The 16134-nt window shown below is 70.1% G+C and carries 13 protein-coding genes; 4 read left to right on the top strand and 9 right to left on the bottom strand.

Annotated features, from left to right (window positions below; translation table 11 throughout):
- Positions 1–48 precede the first annotated feature (48 nt).
- Positions 49–483, top strand: coding sequence for an NAD(+)--rifampin ADP-ribosyltransferase (gene arr, locus ACYQ1K_RS12725; protein ID WP_459983551.1), 435 nt, complete (start codon positions 49–51; stop codon positions 481–483).
- A gap of 25 nt (positions 484–508) precedes the next feature.
- On the opposite strand, the gene ACYQ1K_RS12730 is transcribed toward arr, so the two are convergent.
- The gene (locus tag ACYQ1K_RS12730; protein ID WP_459983363.1) at positions 509–1894 is read right to left on the bottom strand and encodes an ATP-binding protein; all 1386 of its coding nucleotides are present in this window, start codon (positions 1892–1894) and stop codon (positions 509–511) included.
- Complete coding sequence (locus ACYQ1K_RS12735) at positions 1894–3612, bottom strand: FAD-dependent oxidoreductase (protein ID WP_459983364.1); 1719 nt, start codon at positions 3610–3612, stop codon at positions 1894–1896. Before ACYQ1K_RS12735 ends, ACYQ1K_RS12730 begins: the two co-directional genes overlap by 1 nt.
- Before the next feature lie 53 nt (positions 3613–3665).
- Here ACYQ1K_RS12735 and ACYQ1K_RS12740 point away from each other — a divergent pair, with 53 nt between their 5' ends.
- Entirely contained in the window at positions 3666–5336 is a 1671-nt protein-coding gene (locus tag ACYQ1K_RS12740) for a DUF885 domain-containing protein (protein ID WP_459983365.1), read from the top strand.
- A 93-nt stretch (positions 5337–5429) separates the two neighbouring features.
- Here the strand turns inward: ACYQ1K_RS12740 and metG are convergent, their stop codons facing one another.
- Genes metG through ACYQ1K_RS12765 form a run of 5 tightly spaced genes read right to left on the bottom strand, consistent with a single transcriptional unit; the run spans position 5430 to position 11520 of the window.
- Positions 5430–7268: a methionine--tRNA ligase gene (gene metG / locus ACYQ1K_RS12745; RefSeq protein ID WP_459983366.1), complete on the bottom strand. Its 1839-nt coding sequence runs from the start codon at positions 7266–7268 to the stop codon at positions 5430–5432.
- 39 nt (positions 7269–7307) lie between these two features.
- The gene (locus ACYQ1K_RS12750) at positions 7308–8567 is read right to left on the bottom strand and encodes a peptidoglycan recognition protein family protein (protein ID WP_459983367.1); all 1260 of its coding nucleotides are present in this window, start codon (positions 8565–8567) and stop codon (positions 7308–7310) included.
- 52 nt (positions 8568–8619) lie between these two features.
- Positions 8620–9177, bottom strand: coding sequence for a TIGR03086 family metal-binding protein (locus ACYQ1K_RS12755; RefSeq protein ID WP_459983368.1), 558 nt, complete (start codon positions 9175–9177; stop codon positions 8620–8622).
- An 11-nt stretch (positions 9178–9188) separates the two neighbouring features.
- Positions 9189–9788 carry a mycothiol-dependent nitroreductase Rv2466c family protein gene (locus tag ACYQ1K_RS12760; RefSeq protein ID WP_459983369.1) on the bottom strand — a complete coding sequence of 200 codons (600 nt, stop codon included), beginning with the start codon at positions 9786–9788 and terminating at the stop codon, positions 9189–9191.
- A gap of 58 nt (positions 9789–9846) precedes the next feature.
- A complete protein-coding gene (locus tag ACYQ1K_RS12765; RefSeq protein WP_459983370.1) occupies positions 9847–11520 on the bottom strand; it encodes a CHAP domain-containing protein in 1674 nt (557 codons plus the stop codon).
- A 126-nt stretch (positions 11521–11646) separates the two neighbouring features.
- Between ACYQ1K_RS12765 and pepN the strand changes: the two genes are divergently transcribed.
- Entirely contained in the window at positions 11647–14193 is a 2547-nt protein-coding gene (pepN, locus tag ACYQ1K_RS12770) for an aminopeptidase N (protein ID WP_459983371.1), read from the top strand.
- A 103-nt stretch (positions 14194–14296) separates the two neighbouring features.
- On the opposite strand, the gene ACYQ1K_RS12775 is transcribed toward pepN, so the two are convergent.
- Positions 14297–14656, bottom strand: a complete 360-nt coding sequence (locus ACYQ1K_RS12775; protein ID WP_459983372.1) for a DUF5130 family protein — start codon at positions 14654–14656, stop codon at positions 14297–14299.
- A complete protein-coding gene (locus tag ACYQ1K_RS12780; protein ID WP_459983373.1) occupies positions 14643–14996 on the bottom strand; it encodes a hypothetical protein in 354 nt (117 codons plus the stop codon). Before ACYQ1K_RS12780 ends, ACYQ1K_RS12775 begins: the two co-directional genes overlap by 14 nt.
- A gap of 87 nt (positions 14997–15083) precedes the next feature.
- Here ACYQ1K_RS12780 and ACYQ1K_RS12785 point away from each other — a divergent pair, with 87 nt between their 5' ends.
- Positions 15084–16115: a mechanosensitive ion channel family protein gene (locus ACYQ1K_RS12785; RefSeq protein WP_459983374.1), complete on the top strand. Its 1032-nt coding sequence runs from the start codon at positions 15084–15086 to the stop codon at positions 16113–16115.
- Positions 16116–16134 lie beyond the last annotated feature (19 nt).

The raw sequence follows: 16134 nt of genomic DNA on the forward strand, positions 1-16134 counted from the left end.
CGCGCAGCTCAGATCACCCGAGCGCAGGGGACGGCTACTGTCATCCACGTGAAGCCGAGGAGTGAGCCAGTGCCGTTCGACGTGTTCGAGGACGGCGTATACCTCCACGGCACGAAGGCAGACCTGGCGGTGGGCGACCTGCTCGTGCCCGGGCGCAGCTCGAACTTCGAGGCCGGTCGGGTGATGAACTACATCTACTTCACGGCGACGCTCGACGCCGCCACCTGGGGAGCAGAGCTCGCCGCCGGCGAAGGTCGAGGGCGGATCTTCATCGTCGAGCCGACCGGTGACGTCGAGGACGATCCCAACGTCACAGACAAGAAGTTCCCGGGGAATCCGACGCGGTCCTACCGCAGCCGTCAGCCGCTGCGCATCACCGGCGAGCTCGTCGACTGGGTCGGTCACTCACCTGAGAAGCTGCAGGCGATGCGGGACGGACTCGAGGCACTGCAGCGTGACGGAAAGGCTCTGATCGAGGACTGACGGCCAGGCCCGATCAGACCTCCCCTCAGCCCGGCTGGGCGAGCGGCAGGCGGACCTCCATGACGTTGTTGCCAGGGTCGGAATGGATGATGATCTGGCCGCCGTGCCGCTCGACCACGATCCGGCGCGCGATGTCGAGGCCCAGGCCGGTGCCCTCGCCGACGTCCTTCGTCGTGAAGAACGCCTCGAAGGCCCGAGCGGCGACCTCGGGAGCCATGCCGGGTCCGGTGTCGGCGACTTCGACGACGACCTCGTCGCCCTCCCGCCTCGTGCTGACCCGCAGGGTGCCGCGGCCCGCCATGGCGTCGAGTGCGTTGTCGATGAGGTTCGTCCAGACCTGGTTGAGCTCACCAGGGAAGGCATCGACAGCCGGCACGTCCGGCGCATAGTCACGGACGATGCAGACGCCGTCGGCGATCTTGTGTCCCAGCATGACGAGCGTGCTCTCCAAGCCCTCGGTGACGGCGGTCCTCTGCCGCGACGCCCGATCCATCTGAGAGTAGGAGCGCACCGCCGACACCAGCTCGGAGACCCGCCTGGTCGACTCCCGCACCTCCCCGAGCAACGCCGACGAGGAGAGCGTCGCAACCACCCACTCGAGCCCGGGTGGGAGGCCCGCGCCGAGGACGTCCTCGACCCGGTCGCACCAGTCCGTCTCCGTGCCCGCGGCCGCGAGGACAGGTGACAGCTCCCACGCCCTTTCGATGCCGTGGTCCTCGAGCCAATCGGTCAGCGCCTCCTCCCGGTCGGCAAGCGCCAGCGCGTCGTGGGAGCGCGGCTGCCCCGCCAGCTCGAGTCGCAACGCATCGAGCGCGGCGAACTGGGCGGCCGAGATCCCGTGCTCGGCAAGGCTGCGCAGCGAAGAGAGCAGCATCGTGTTCGTCGCGTCGAGCGATGCGACGGCCCGGACCGCCGCCGCAGCCGGGTTGTTGAGCTCGTGGGCCAGGCCGGCTGACAGTCGCCCCAACGTGACGAGCGAGTCCCGCTGACGTGCCGTGGCCTCGATCCGTCGGGCGGTGCCGAAGATGCCGTTGATCAGGTGAACCCCGAGGGGCAGCCACGCCCTCAGCCGTGCGCCGAGCGCCTCGGACGGCACCTGGAGCAACCGCCCCGGTTCCTCGCCACGACCGGTGGCGAGGTAGACGCCTTGGTTGTCCCACGCCCGGAAGCCGCCCGACCACACGCCGGGCACCGCCATCCGCCCGACGACGACCTCCTCCCCGCCGAGCCGCCGGGCGAGTGTCAGCGAGCCGTCGACCAGCACCCACCAGTAGTCGGCGTGCTCGCCCTCACGGAAGACGACGTCGCCGCGCTGGAAGGAGACCTCGGCACCGTCGCTGAGCAGCTCGGCGAGCTGCTCGTCGGTGACGCCGTCGAACAGCCCGATGGGGCGCAGGTCCGCGAGCTCCATCAGATCGTGGCCAGGTAGCGGTGGACGTGGTAGATCGACATCGCGCCCTCTCCGACAGCCGAGGCGACCCGCTTCATCGAGTCCAACCGCACGTCGCCAGCGGCGAAGACGCCGGGGACGCTCGTCTCGAGGGGGTACGGCGCCCGCGCCAAAGGCCAGTGCGCGGCGTCGTCGAGCACGTCCTGACCCGTCACCACGAACCCCTTGCTGTCGCGTCGGACGTCGGTGCCCAGCCAGTCGGTGCGCGGCGAGGCGCCGATGAACACGAACAGCCAGGACGCCGGCACCTCCTCGGTCACCCGGGCGGCTCGGTCCGCCAGCGTGAGCGCTTCCAGATGACCGTTGCCGCGAGCGGCCACCACCTGGGTGCACAGGCGCACCTCGATGGTCGGCGTCACCCGGATCCGGTCGACGAGATAGCGCGACATCGTCGCGTCCAACGCATCGCCACGGACGAGCATGACGACCCGCTTCGCGTGCTGCGCCAGGTTCAGCGCCGCCTGGCCGGCCGAGTTCGCCGCGCCCACGAGATAGACCTCCTCGTCGGCGCACTGACGGGCTTCGGCGGCGTCCGCGCCGTAGTAGATCCCCCGCCCCGTGAAGGCGTCCGCCCCGGCCGCCTCGAGGCGCCGGTACGACACACCCGTCGCAACGATCACCGCCCGTGCCTCGATCTCTCCGCCGCCCTCGAGGAGCACCGCCCGCGCCGGACCACGCTCCTCGAAGCCCGTCACGTCCCGGGCGAGCACGAGCTCCGCGCCGAACCGCGACGCCTGGGCGAGCGCGCGATGAGTCAGGTCGGCGCCTGTCAGCCCGCGCGGAAAGCCGAGATAGTTCTCGATCGAGGCGCTCTGTCCGGCCTGGCCGCCGGGCGCCTCACGCTCCACGATGACAGTGTTGAGCCCTTCGGAGGCGGCGTACACGGCGGCGGCGAGTCCGGCGGGCCCAGCACCGACGATGCAGACGTCGTACAGCGTCTGCGTGGCCACGGTCCGCAGCCCCAGGGCCTCGGCCAGCTCGACCGGGTGGGGTGCCAGCAGAGGGTCCCGATCGGGCACGAGCACGAGAGGGAGCGCGTCGTCGCCGACGCCGACGGCGGAGACCAGCGGAGCGGCCTCCTCGTCGCGCTCGACGTCCAGCCAGCGGTAGGGCACGTGGTTCCTCGTGAGGAACTGGCGGACCTCGTGCGCCCGGTCCGACCACCGATGGCCGACGACCCGCACGGAGACGGATGCCTCCGGGTTCGCGCTCCGCCAGTCGCCGAGAAGGTCGTCCACCACGGGATAGAGCCGCTCGTCCGGCGGGTCCCACGGCTTCAGCAGGTAGTAGTCGAGCCCGATCTCGTTGATCGCCCGGATCGCGACGTCCGTGTCGGCGTACGCCGTGAGCAGCAGGTGCTTCGCCGTCGGAGCGTGCTCTCGAGCCCGCCCGAGCATCTCGATGCCCGTCATGCCCGGCATCCGCTGGTCGGTGGCGATCAGGGCGACCGGGTGGCCGCGCATCGCCAGCCGCGCGAGCACATCGAGGGCGTCCGCGCCGGACGTCGCTCGCACGATGCGGTAGTCCGCGCCATACCGGTGGCGTAGGTCTCGGCTGATCGCGGCCGACACCTCAGGGTCGTCGTCGACCGTCACGATCGCCGGCTTGGTCACCAGGGCCTCCCAGGTCGCGTCGAGACACGTGCCATGGACCATACGCCGACCCAGGTCCGCCGTCATGACCTGTGAATTGAGAGCGCGCGACATCGGCAGGGTGTCCTAGGGTCGGAGCCGTGACCCGACCCGTCGATGCCCGCACGGACCAGTTCGTCGAGGAGTACGCCGCTCTCGACCCGATCACCGCCACATTCGCCGGCATCGCCGGCCATGAGCACGAGCTGCCGGACCTCTCCCCCGACGGCTTCGCGGCCCGCGAGGAGCTCGCGCGGACCGCGCTCGCGGAGGTCGCCGCCCTGACTCCCAGCGACGAGCGCGAGGCCGTGGCACGGGATGCGTTCCTCGAGCGGACGGGGCTCGACGTCGAGCGCGTGGACGCGGGGCTCGCGCGCTACGAGCTCTCGGTCATCACGGGGTCCTCACATGCGCTGCGGGAGGCCTTCGACCTGATGGCGACCGAGACCCGCGAGGACTGGGAGGCGATCGACTCTCGCCTTGCAGGGATCCCGGCGGCGCTCGAGGAGTATCGGCGGACGCTGCTCGAGGAGGCGGCCGGCGGGCGCGTCGCCGCGCGCCGGCAGTATGTCGAGCATGCCGACCAGATCCGCGGCTGGACGGGACAGCAGGGCGCGAGCGGCGACTACTTCCTGACGCTGGCCGGCCAGGCGCCCGGCGACGTCCGCGACCGCCTCCTCGCACGGGCGAAGGAGGCGTCGGCGGCGTACGCCGGCTTCGGCCGCTTCGTCGAGACCGAGCTCGCTCCGCTCGGACGCGAGGCTGACGGGGTGGGGCGTGAGCACTACGCGCTCGCGTCTCGGGGGTTTCTCGGCGCCGCCGTCGACCTGGAGGAGACCTACGCCTGGGGCTGGCAGGAGCTCAAGCGGATCGAGGACGACATGGCCGCGACGGCGCAGCGGATCGTCCCTGGCGGGACCGTCGCGGACGCGGTGGCGGCCCTCGACGCCGACCCTGCGCGTGACTGCGGCAGCCGCGAGGCGTTCCAGGACTGGATGCAGGCGAGGTCCGACGACATCCTGCGGACCTTCGACGGCGTGCACTTCGACATCGCCGAGCCGCTGCGGACCCTGGCCTGCAAGGTGGCTCCGATCAACGACGGCGGGGCGTGGTACACGCCACCGTCCGAAGACTTCTCGCGGCCCGGCACGATGTGGTTCTCCTTCACCGACGACCACAAGATCTACTCGACCTGGCGCGAGACGACGACCGTGTTCCACGAGGGCGTGCCCGGCCACCACCTGCAGTGCGCCCAGGCCGTCCACCGCGCCGACCTCCTCAACCGCTGGCAGCGGCTGATGTGCTGGGTGAGCGGGCACGGCGAGGGCTGGGCACTCTATGCCGAGCGGCTGATGGACGAGCTCGGCTACTTCGCCGACCCCGGCGACCGGCTCGGGTTCCTCGACATGCAGGGCTTCCGGGCCGCCCGTGTCATCGTCGACATCGGCATCCACCTCGGGCTCATGATCCCGGCGGACAACCCCTATGGCTGGCGACCGGGTGAGGTGTGGGACGCGGAGAAGGTCTATGAGTTCATGCGCGCACACTCACGGATGGAGGACGGCTCACTGCGCTTCGAGGTGAACCGGTATCTCGGCTGGCCGGGTCAGGCGCCGTCGTACAAGGTGGGCGAGCGGATCTGGCTCGAGGCGCGCGCCGACGCCAGGGCACGCCATGGGGCGGCGTTCGACCTCAAGGCCTTCCACACCGCGGCTCTCAACCTCGGCTCGCTCGGGCTCGACCCGCTGAAGGCCGCCCTCGCCCGGCTATAGCCGGGCCTCACCGCGTCATCGGCGCACGACGTCATGCGAGGTGGCTGCTGGACCAACCAGCTCGTATGACGCCCCACCCAGAGGCTCTGAGGCTCAGAGCTGGAGCCGGGCGAGCTCCTCGTCCACCACCGAGGGGTCGAGCTTCGTGAAGACCGGCGTCGGCTTCCCCACCGGCGCGCCGACGGCGATCGGGTGCCGCCGCCAGGCCGGGAAGCCCGCATAGTCACCGGTGATGATCGGGTAGCCAGCGCCGCCGTCGAGGTCCTCCACCTCCTCGATCCGCGGCAGCGGGGCGACGTCGCCGCGACCGCCGAGCACGCGGTCCACAGCGTTCGCGCTGAAGGGCAAGAAGGGGGAGAGCAGGATGTTGAGGTCGGCCACGCACTGCGCCATCACGTGCAGCACGGTGCCGAGCCGTTGGTCGTCCGCCCCAGAGTCCGGCCGAGCGATCTTCCAGGGCTCGGTGTCGGAGACGTACTTGTTGACCTCGCCGACGACCCGCATCGCCTCGCCGATCGCCCGCTTCTGCTGGTGGCGCCCGATGAGATCGCCCACGGTCTCGAAGGCGCCCTCGACGAGGTCGAGCACCGCCTGGTCGTCGTCACTCAGCTCCCCCATGGGCGGCAGCTCGCCGAAGTTCTTCGCGATGAGGGTGGCGGTGCGGTTGACGAGGTTGCCCCAGCCGGCGACGAGCTCGTCGTTGGTGCGCCGCACGAACTCCGCCCACGTGAAGTCGCTGTCCTGGGTCTCGGGACCGGCGACGGCCACGAAGTAGCGGAACGCGTCGGGCTGGTAGCGCTCCAGCAGGTCTCGCACGTAGATGACGATCTTGCGCGAGGACGAGAACTTCTTGCCCTCCATGGTGAGGAACTCGCTGGAGACCACCTCGGTCGGCAGGTTGAGGCCGTCGCCCTCGCGGGCGAGCTCTCGGCGCTTCCCGCCCTTGGCACCCTCGCCGTTGTAGGCGAGCAGCTCCGCCGGCCAGATCTGGCTGTGGAAGGTGATGTTGTCCTTGCCCATGAAGTAGTAGGACAGCGCCTCGGGGTCGTTCCACCACTGGCGCCACGCGTCCGGATCGCCGGAGCGGCGGGCCCATTCGACCGATGCGGACAGGTAGCCGATGACCGCGTCGAACCACACGTAGAGCTTCTTCGTGCGGTTGTCCCGCCAGCCCTCGAGCGGGACGGCGATCCCCCAGTCGATGTCGCGCGTCATGGCGCGGGGCCGGATCTCGTCCAGGATGTTCTTCGAGAACCTGATGACGTTGGGGCGCCACAGCCCCGTCTTCTCACGTCCGTCGAGCCACTGCCCGAGAGCGTCGGCCAGGGCCGGCAGGTCGAGGAAGAAGTGGCTCGTCTCGACGAACTCGGGCGTCTCCCCGTTGATCTTGGACCGCGGGTTGAGCAGGTCCTGCGGGTCGAGCTGGTTGCCGCAGTTGTCGCACTGGTCGCCACGGGCGCCGTCGTACCCGCAGATCGGACAGGTGCCCTCGATGTAGCGGTCGGGCAGCGTCCTTCCGGTGGACGGGCTTATTGCGCCGAACGTGGTCTGCTCGACGAAGTAGCCGTTCTCGTAGACCCCGAGGAACAGCTCCTGGACAACGGCGTGGTGGTTGCGCGTCGTGGTCCGGGTGTAGAGGTCGTAGGTCAGGCCGAGCCCCACGAGGTCCTCGATGATCAGCCGGTGGTTGCGGTCGACGAGCTCCTGCGGGGTGACCCCGGCCTCGTCCGCGGCGATGAGGATGGGCGTGCCGTGCTCGTCGGAGCCGGAGACCATGAGCACGTCGTGTCCGGCCATGCGCATGTAGCGGCTGAACACGTCGGAGGGCACCCCGAAGCCGGCCACATGGCCGATGTGGCGCGGACCGTTGGCATACGGCCAGGCGACAGCGCTCAGCACATGGCGACGTCCGCCGCCGGACACAGGACTCATGCCCCGAATCCTAGTGAGGGCGCGCCACCTCGTTCCCGGTCAGGGGTCGAAGCGGTGGACCCGGTAGGCGACCTGCCCGCGCACCCACGGCAGCAGGCTGTAGAGCGCCGTCCCGGGGCACGCGGTCTGGTTGGTGTCGCGGTGGCCGTCGATGGTGGGCAGCCGCACCCACCGGCCCGCGGGGAAGCGGTCGCTCCCCTTCGACCGCACGACGACGGTACGGCGCGGATGGCCGTGGTACTTGTCGAGCTTCCAGGCGGCGAGCCGCACCAGCGCGTTCATGGCCGCGCTCGTCGGCCGGCGCTTGTCGAAGCTGCCGATCAGGGCGATGCCGACCGACTCGTGGTTGAACCCCAGCGTGTGAGCGCCCTTCACCGCACGATTCGCGCCGCCGCTGCGACCCACCCAGATCCGCCCGAACCGGTCGATCAGGAAGTTGTAGGCGATGTCGAACCAGCCCAGCGAGTGCGTGTGGTAGTAGTACATGCCCCTCAGCAGGCCCGGCACGTCGCCCGGCGCGTAGTCGTTCGCCGTGGCCGTGTGGTGGATGTGGACCTGCTTGATCCTGCGGATGTACGACGGCCGCCCGTTGCGCCACGAGGGGTCCGCGCCCCACGCGGTGCGGCTGAGGATCGCCGGCTTCGGGGCATGCGTGGGTGCACGACGGCTCGTGACCGACGCTGCGGTCGTCGCCGTAGCGGCGCGGGGACTGTCGAGGTCGGACGCGAGGGGGCGTCCTGCGGTCGGGGCGTCGACCTGCTCGGTGGCGCCCGTGTCGATCAGGGACAGCCTCAGACCCCCGGGTCGATGGCCGAGCACCTCGACCTGCAGCTTGCGATGCCGGCCGGTCCACACCGCCTGCGTGCCGTGCCGACTCCCCTGCTCGCTGGCTCCGGGGAGGTCGGTCTGGGTCGGCAGCGTCTGCCAGCGGCTCCAGCGGCCCCGGTCGTCCGGCCAACGGACCGCCACGCGGCCGGGTGCTGTCCTGCCCGTCCACGTCACGCCCACCATCGAGAAGCCGCTCGTGGTCATCACGGGCGAGCGTCGACCGCCGTCGACCCGCCGGCCGAGACGGCCGACCAGCGACAGGTCCGCCTGGGACACCCCACCGCCCGTCGGGCGCAGCCGCACGGCGGGCGAGACCGCTGCCGCGGCGGTGGCCGCAAAGGACGTGGAGAAGGTGGGGGCGGGGGTCCCGAGCACAAGCAGGGGGACGGCTAGTGCCAGTGCCAGGGCGACCACGAGTGGTCGCCGGCCGGCACCGGCCAGCGGGGGCGTTCGACAGGTCGTTCGGCGCATGACTCAACATCATGCGTCACACCAGTCACACCGGTCTAGCCCGCACCACCTGTCACGCGCCGCTCGCACCTCCCGGCCAGGGCACCACGCGGCCGGCGTACGCAGCCAGGTGCTCGTAGGCGTTCGCCCCTGACGGAGCGGAACGGGCGTCGGCGAACGCGCGCCCCTTGCGGATCGGACCCAGCACCCGGTCCATCGTCACGAGCGCGCGCTGGGCGAGCGGCTCGTCGAGCTCGTCGCTCGGGCGGCCGAGCGCGGTCGCGAGATCCCAGGTGTGCACGGCGATCTCCGCGGCCTGCCAGTCGGGGTCGACCATGGCGCGATCGCCCATCTCCCGCCACAGGTTCACCAGCGCGTTGCCGCGGGTGCGCAGCTCCTCCCCCAGGTCGACCGCATAGTCCTCACGGCCGTTCCACCCGGGCGGCGAGCCCTGCAGCATCGTCACGAAGATGCGCGGCTGCGCGATCAGGTGGTTGGCCAGGTCACGCACGTCCCAGTCGGCGCACGGGGTCGGTCGACCCAGATCGTCGGGGGTGACGGCGTCGAGGAGATCGGAGGCCTGCGTCAGGGCGCGTTGGAGTGCGAGCACACCCATCGGGTCCACGGTCATGAGCCGGGCGCTCAGCTGAAGTCGAGGTCGTGGGTGCGGGCCCGCTTGAGCTCGTAGACGTAGGGGAACTCGGCGACGAGCACGAAGCCGTCCCACAGCCGCCCGGCCTCCTCGCCCTTCGGCGCCTTCGAGATCACGGGGCCGAAGAAGGCATGCCCCTCGAACGCGATCGTCGGCGTCCCGACCTCGTTGCCGACCTGGTCCATGCCGAGGTGGTGCGAGGTCTTGATCCACTCGTCGTAGGAGGTGTCGTCCATCGCGTCCACGAGGTCCCGCTCGAGCCCGGCGCTCTCGAGGGCGTCGGCGATGACCTCGCGGGTGAACTCCTTCTTCTCCAGGTGGCGCGCCGTGCCGAGCGCCGTGTAGAGCGGGAGCAGGGCCTCCTTGCCGATCTTCTGCTCGGCGGCGGCCAGGACCCGGACCGGGCCCCAGGCGTCATCGAGGAAGTCACGGTAGGTCTGCGGGATGTCCTTGTCCTGGTTGAGGTAGGCCAGGCTCATGATGTGCCAGGTGACCTGGATGTCACGGACCTTCTCGACCTCGAGGATCCAGCGCGAGGTGATCCAGGCGAACGGGCAGGCAGGGTCGAACCAGAAGTCAGCGTTGGTCATATCTGTCATCAACACACGAGGACGCACAGATATGCCGACAGATGGGCCGGGCCCCTTGTCAGCGATGCCTTGTGGCCGGCACCACGCCCTTCACCGCGACCGGGAGCGTCGTCCTCGCGCGGGTGGTGCGGGCGTCGCCCACGTAGAGCGCGATCAGGGAACGGGTTCCCGGCCGCAGACCGATGATCCTGACCTTGCCGGTGCCGTGGACCAAGTTGACCAGGTGCCGCTTGCCCTGCAGCTTGAGCCACACCCGCCCCGTCGGCTGACGGGAGTCCGGCGAGGTGACGACGACCTTGACGAGCGCCTGCCTGACCCGGGTGGTCGCGACCCTGACCTTGATGCTGGCGGGCGCCTTGACCCCGCGCAAGGGCCCGAGCACGAGCGCCTTGCTGCGGTAGCCGCTATGCGTCAGCTGCACCTTCACCGAGATCTGCCGGCCGATGTCGTTCGGCTTCACGACGTACTTCTGTGCGGTGAAGGCGGGCATCGGCTGGCCGTCGCGCATCCAGACGTAGGTCGCCCGTGCGTCCCGCGGCTCCAGCACGCCCGGATCCGCCGTCAGCGTCTCGCCGACGAGAAGCTTGCCCTCGACGCCGCCGGGCTTGGTCACCTCGATGTCGGGCGCCAGGACGGGGTCGGTCGGCGCGGTCGTCGTGACGAGGGTGGTGTAGCCGGCGGTGGCGGTCGTGACCTGCACACTGAGCCGCTTCTGGGCGTCGCCCTGGACCGGCTTGTACGTCGTCCCGGTGGCGCCCGCGATCGGCTGGCCGTCCGCGAGCCACTGCAGACTGATCGAACCCGGCGTCGGGGCGACCGAGCCAGGGTCGACGGTGAGCGTCTGGTCGACCTGCGCGGTCCCGGAGATGGTCGGCGCCGTCACCACCGACTGGGTGCCCGGCGCCGTGGCGGCCGTCGGTGCGCTGACGACCACGCCGGTGACGTAGGAGGCCCGCGAGGCGGACACGCGGACCGCGATCGGCTTCCCGAGCTGGGCAGCAGTGGGCGTGAAGGTCGTCGCCGTCGCACCGGGCACGCCGACGCCGCCGGCGAACCACTGGTAGGCATAGGAGCCGGTCGGCGACCACGTGCCGGAGGTCGCAGTGAGGGCGACTCCGACCTTCGCCGTGCCGACGACCGTCGGTGCGACGGTGGCCTTGAGCGGGACGTCCTTGTAGTGGATGAAGCCCGTCGGCCAGGGCCCGGCGCTCTTGGAGATGCGCCGCCAGGAGAACTCGCTGCCGTAGTTCGACTCCGAGATGATGATCTGCGTGGCGCTGACCACCTGCTCGACGTACGCCACGTGGCCGGCAGACCCAGCGCCGGGGACGTTCGCCTTCCACCAGGCGATCGACCCGACCATGGGCGTCTGGTTGTAGCCGAACGACGTCCCCCAGTACGTCGCGTTGCCCATGCCCGGCTTGAGCTGGGCGGGTCGCGTCGTCGAGCCGCCGTTCTTGATCATGCGGTAGGCGACATAGTTGGTGCAGTTGATGCCGGAGTACATGTTCCAGTACATCTTGCTCATCGCCGTCTTGTATCCCTGATGGGGATAGCCGCGGTTCTGGCAGAAGTCGAAGCCCTGGCACAGGGTCGCCGTCGGCGTCCCCCCGGCGTCGGACTGCGTGGCGGTGGCACGTCCAGGCGGCAGCGCGAACGCCAGCAGCGCCCCGGCAAGGATGATCGCCAGGGTCTGGAGTGGTCGCTGATACCGATGTGACTGGAGTGGCACCCGAGCACTCTAGAGAAAAGAATGTCAACGCGACACGCCGATGAAAGAACTACAATCTTGTAGTTTCCTTTGATGCGCCCGCGGGCGCCCGACTACCCGCTTCGACCCCGTGCGAGGATGCCCTGCATGCCAGGAACCAACCTCACCCGGGCGGAGGCCGCCGAGCGGGCCGCCCTCCTCGACGTCACCACCTACGACGTCGCGCTGGACCTCACCACCGGTCCGACCACCTTCGCCTCGACGACCACCGTCGTCTTCACGGCGACCACGCCCGGAGCGACGACCTTCGCCGACCTCGTCGGCGCGGAGATCCACGAGATCACGCTCAACGGGACGACGCTCGACCCGGCCACCGCGTACGCCGACAGTCGGATCACCCTGACGGACCTGGCTGCGGAGAACGTGCTCGTCGTCAAGGCCGACTGCGCCTACAGCCACACCGGTGAGGGGCTCCACCGCTTCGTCGACCCGGTCGACGACCGCGTCTACACCTACACGCAGTTCGAGGTCCCGGACGCGCGGCGGGTCTTCACCACCTTCGAGCAGCCCGACCTCAAGGCTCCGTTCACGTTCCACGTCACCGCGCCGGAGAGCTGGACGGTCGTCTCGAACTCTCCCACGCCCGCCTCCGAGCCGCTGGGCAACGGCCGCGCCGTGTGGCACTTCGAGGCGACGAAGCCGATGTCGACCTACATCACCGCGATCATCGCGGGCGAGTACCACGGCGTGTTCGACACCTACGAGGGCAAGAGCGGTCCGATCGAGCTCGGCCACTACTGCCGCCAGTCGCTGGTCCCCTACCTCGACCGCGAGGAGGTCGTGAAGCTCACCAAGCAGGGCTTCGCGTTCTTCGAGGACGCCTTCGACTTCCCCTACCCGTTCGGGAAGTACGACCAGCTCTACGTGCCCGAGTACAACATGGGCGCGATGGAGAACGCCGGCGCGGTGACCCTGCGCGACGAGTACCTCCCGCGCTCACGCCAGCCGCGCTCGTTCTACGAGTTCCGCGCCAGCGTGATCCTCCACGAGATGGCGCACATGTGGTTCGGCGACCTCGTCACCATGAAGTGGTGGGACGACCTCTGGCTCAACGAGTCGTTCGCGGAGTGGGCCTGCTACCACGCCGAGGTCCAGGCGACGGAGTTCACCGACTCCTGGACCGGGTTCGCCAACGCGCGCAAGATCACGGGCTACACGCAGGACCAGCTGCCCACCACGCACCCGATCGCCGCGGACAACCACGACCTGCAGGCGGTCGAGGTCAACTTCGACATGATCACCTACGCCAAGGGCGCCTCGGTCCTCAAGCAGCTGGTGGCGTGGGTCGGCCTGGACCCCTTCCTCGCTGGCCTGCGGACCTACTTCAAGGAGTTCGCCTACTCCAACGCGACCTTCGGCGACCTCCTCCGCCACCTGGAGTCGGCCTCCGGTCGCGAGCTGCAGGGCTGGGCGCAGGAGTGGCTGCAGACCGCGGGCGTCAACACGCTCACCCCGGAGCTCACGCTCGCCGACGACGGCACCTACTCCTCCGTCGCGATCCGCCAGAACGCTCACCCCGACTGGCCGACCCTGCGTCGTCACCGGGTCGGCATCGGCCTCTACAACGGGGGCCCCGACGGGGCGATCGTTCGTACCGACTACGTCGAGGTCGACATCGAGGGCGAGCTCACCGAGGTCAAGGAGCTGGTCGGCACCGCCCAGCCCGACCTGCTCCTCGTCAACGACAGCGACCTGGCCTACGCCAAGATCCGCCTCGACGAGCGCTCCCTGCACACCGCGCTCACGAGCCTGGCGAAGATCTCGGACTCGCTGGCCCGGGCCCTGGTCTGGAGCGCCGCGTGGGACATGACCCGCGACGCCGAGATGGCGATCAGCGACTACGTCGAGCTCGTCCTGGCCAACATCGGGCACGAGACCGACGCGTGGGGCGTCACCCGCATCCCGGCCAACACGGCGCTCGCGGTGGCGACGTACTCCTCACCCGAGCGACGCGCCGCGCTCGCCGCTCGCTGGGAGTCGGGCCTGCGCTCGCTCCTGCAGGGCGCAGCACCCGGCAGCGACCACCAGCTGACCTTCGTGCGGGCTTTCGCGGCCGCGGCCCACACCGACGCGGCCGTGGCGGACCTCACGTCCCTGCTCGACGGCAGCCTCGCCTTCGACGGCCTCGAGATCGACCAGGACCTGCGCTGGACGCTCATCGTCGGCCTGGCCCGCGCCGGCGCCTTCGGCGAGGCCGAGATCGCCGCGGAGCTGGAGCGCGACAACACGATCTCGGGCCAGGAGAAGGCGGCGGCCGCTCGCGCGTCCCGTCCCGACGCCGAGGCCAAGGCCGCCGCGTGGGACGCCGTCGTGGTCAGCACAGGCACGCCCAACGAGACCTCGCGCGAGATCTCGCTCTCCTTCCAGCAGCCGCGCCAGGCTGAGGTGCTGGCGCCATATGTCGACCGCTACTTCCAGGCCGCCGAGACGATCTGGGAGCACCTCGGGACCCACAAGGCGTCAGTCGCGCTGGCCGGGCTCTTCCCGAAGTACGCCGCCTCCCCCGAGCTCCTCGCGAAGGCCGACGCATGGCTGGAGGGCTCGCAGGCCGAGCCCGCCGCGAAGCGGTACGTGCGCGAGGGTCGCGACGCCGCGGCCCGGGCACTGGCGGCTCAGGCGAAGGACGCCGAGTAGGTCCCTACGCTCGTTGAACGGTCGCAAATGCCCGCGGGCAGGCGGCGCGCGGAAGGCGCGTCGCCTGCCCCGCGGGCATTTGCGACCGTTCACCGAAGGCGTCTCAGATGTGGTCGGCCAGGAGCGCGATCCCGGCGCGGAGGCCGCCGACGAGGTCGCCCTGGGTGAACGACGAGCTCATCGCCTCCGCGGCGAGAGCGGCCTCGGCGTCGGAGAGGGTACGCCGGACCCAGCCGCCCGTGACGATCTCGAGGACGTGCCGATCGGGGTCGACGACGATCATGATGCTGCGAGCCGGCGCGACGAGCGTGTTGTGCAGCTGCGTCGCGTAGGCGCGGGGGTCACTGCCCTCGACCGGGCCCACGTAGACCGAGAACTCGGCGCGCGAGGCCAGCTCGGCCTTGCGGATGGACTCCTCGACGGCGTATCGCTGACCCGTCGTCAGGCGCTCACCAGCGGACACTGGCGCCACCGGCCTCGGACGTCTCGTCGTCGGGACCCGCGAGCTCGGCGGTGCCCTTGCGGGGACCGCCCAGCCATTGACCGCCCGCGTGCCCGCCGGTCAGGCCCTCGCCCTTGAGGAGGCCCGGGAGCGCGGCGAGGAGGGCGATCACGATCGCGAGGACGACGGGGATGACGAGGATGAGGAGGAGCAGGCTGCCCCAGCTCATCGACTCGTCCTTGCCGGCCCAGCCCTCGGGCACGTCGGCGAGCGCCGGGGCGGTCAGGACGGCGGTGGCAGCGACGAACGAGCCGGCGCTCACGGCGGCCCGGCGGACGAGGGTCTGCAACGGCGTGGTCACGCGGCCACGATATCGGCTGGCGACGGCGCTGCTGCACCGGGGACTTCGCTGCGGCGATCTGGAGGTCGGATGGCCATACTGGGGCCCATGTTCACGACGGCCACCACCGCCATGACCACCGGACTCACCCCCCTGCCGCCTGCCGCCGGGCAAGGCAACAGCTGGCTCGAACGGGTCTCCACCTGCACCCAGGGCGAGGACATCTGCCAGCAGGTCTACGACTGGACCCACAACCAGCAGGCGGCGAACGCGGCCGACCTGATGATCGGCAAGCCGCTGGCGATCCTCGGCCTGGTCGTCCTCGCTCTCGTGATCCGCTGGGTCCTCTTCAAGATCGTCGACCGGGTCGTCAAGAAGGCCGAGGCCGGCGTGCTGCCGGACCGCCTGAGCGACCGGTTCGCCAGTGCGAACGCCACCCGCCGAGTGCTGCGGGCCAAGACGATGGGCGACCTGCTCAAGAGCATCCTCACCGGCATCCTGATCGCGGTCTTCGGGACGATGGTGCTCGCCCAGATCGGGGTCAACATCGCCCCCATCATCGCCAGCGCCGGCATCGTGGGCATCGCCTTGGGCTTCGGCGCCCAGTCGCTCGTGAAGGACTTCCTCTCCGGCATCTTCATGATCTTCGAGGACCAGTACGGCGTCGGGGACGTCGTCAACGTCGGGGACGCCTCAGGCACGGTCGAGGCGGTCTCGCTCCGCGTGACGCGGCTGCGCGACGTCAACGGGACGGTCTGGTATGTCCCGAACGGCGAGATCCTCCGGGTCGGCAACATGAGCCAGAACTGGGCCCGCGCCGTCGTGGACATCACCGTCGGCTACCGCGAGGACCTCGGCAACGTCATCAGGACGCTACGCGACGTCGCCGAGGACCTGTGGCGCGACGACGACTTCACGAACATCATCATCGAGCAGCCCGAGGTGACGGGCGTCGAGACGCTGGGGCCGGACTCGATCGGCGTGCGAGTGATGGTCAAGACCGAGCCCATGGAGCAGTGGAAGGTCGCCCGCGAGCTCCGCTCGCGGATCAAGGCCCGCTTCGACCACGAGGGGATCTCGATCCCCATCGTCCAGCGCATGACGTGGGAGGGCGAGTCCCGGGAGGCACCCGCCGGCTGAGGCGGGTGCCTCGACCGAG

This window comes from Nocardioides sp. AN3, from assembly GCF_054653495.1.

What these genes read in the sequence shown, in the direction of transcription:
- ACYQ1K_RS12730 (WP_459983363.1), bottom strand. Translation starts at nt 1,894, where the DNA reads ATGGAGCTCGCGGACCTGCGCCCCATCGGGCTGTTCGACGGCGTCACC.
- ACYQ1K_RS12735 (WP_459983364.1), bottom strand. Translation starts at nt 3,612, where the DNA reads ATGACGGCGGACCTGGGTCGGCGTATGGTCCATGGCACGTGTCTCGAC.
- metG (WP_459983366.1), bottom strand. Translation starts at nt 7,268, where the DNA reads ATGAGTCCTGTGTCCGGCGGCGGACGTCGCCATGTGCTGAGCGCTGTC.
- ACYQ1K_RS12750 (WP_459983367.1), bottom strand. Translation starts at nt 8,567, where the DNA reads ATGCGCCGAACGACCTGTCGAACGCCCCCGCTGGCCGGTGCCGGCCGG.
- ACYQ1K_RS12755 (WP_459983368.1), bottom strand. Translation starts at nt 9,177, where the DNA reads ATGACCGTGGACCCGATGGGTGTGCTCGCACTCCAACGCGCCCTGACG.
- ACYQ1K_RS12760 (WP_459983369.1), bottom strand. Translation starts at nt 9,788, where the DNA reads ATGACCAACGCTGACTTCTGGTTCGACCCTGCCTGCCCGTTCGCCTGG.
- pepN (WP_459983371.1), top strand. Translation starts at nt 11,647, where the DNA reads ATGCCAGGAACCAACCTCACCCGGGCGGAGGCCGCCGAGCGGGCCGCC.
- ACYQ1K_RS12785 (WP_459983374.1), top strand. Translation starts at nt 15,084, where the DNA reads ATGTTCACGACGGCCACCACCGCCATGACCACCGGACTCACCCCCCTG.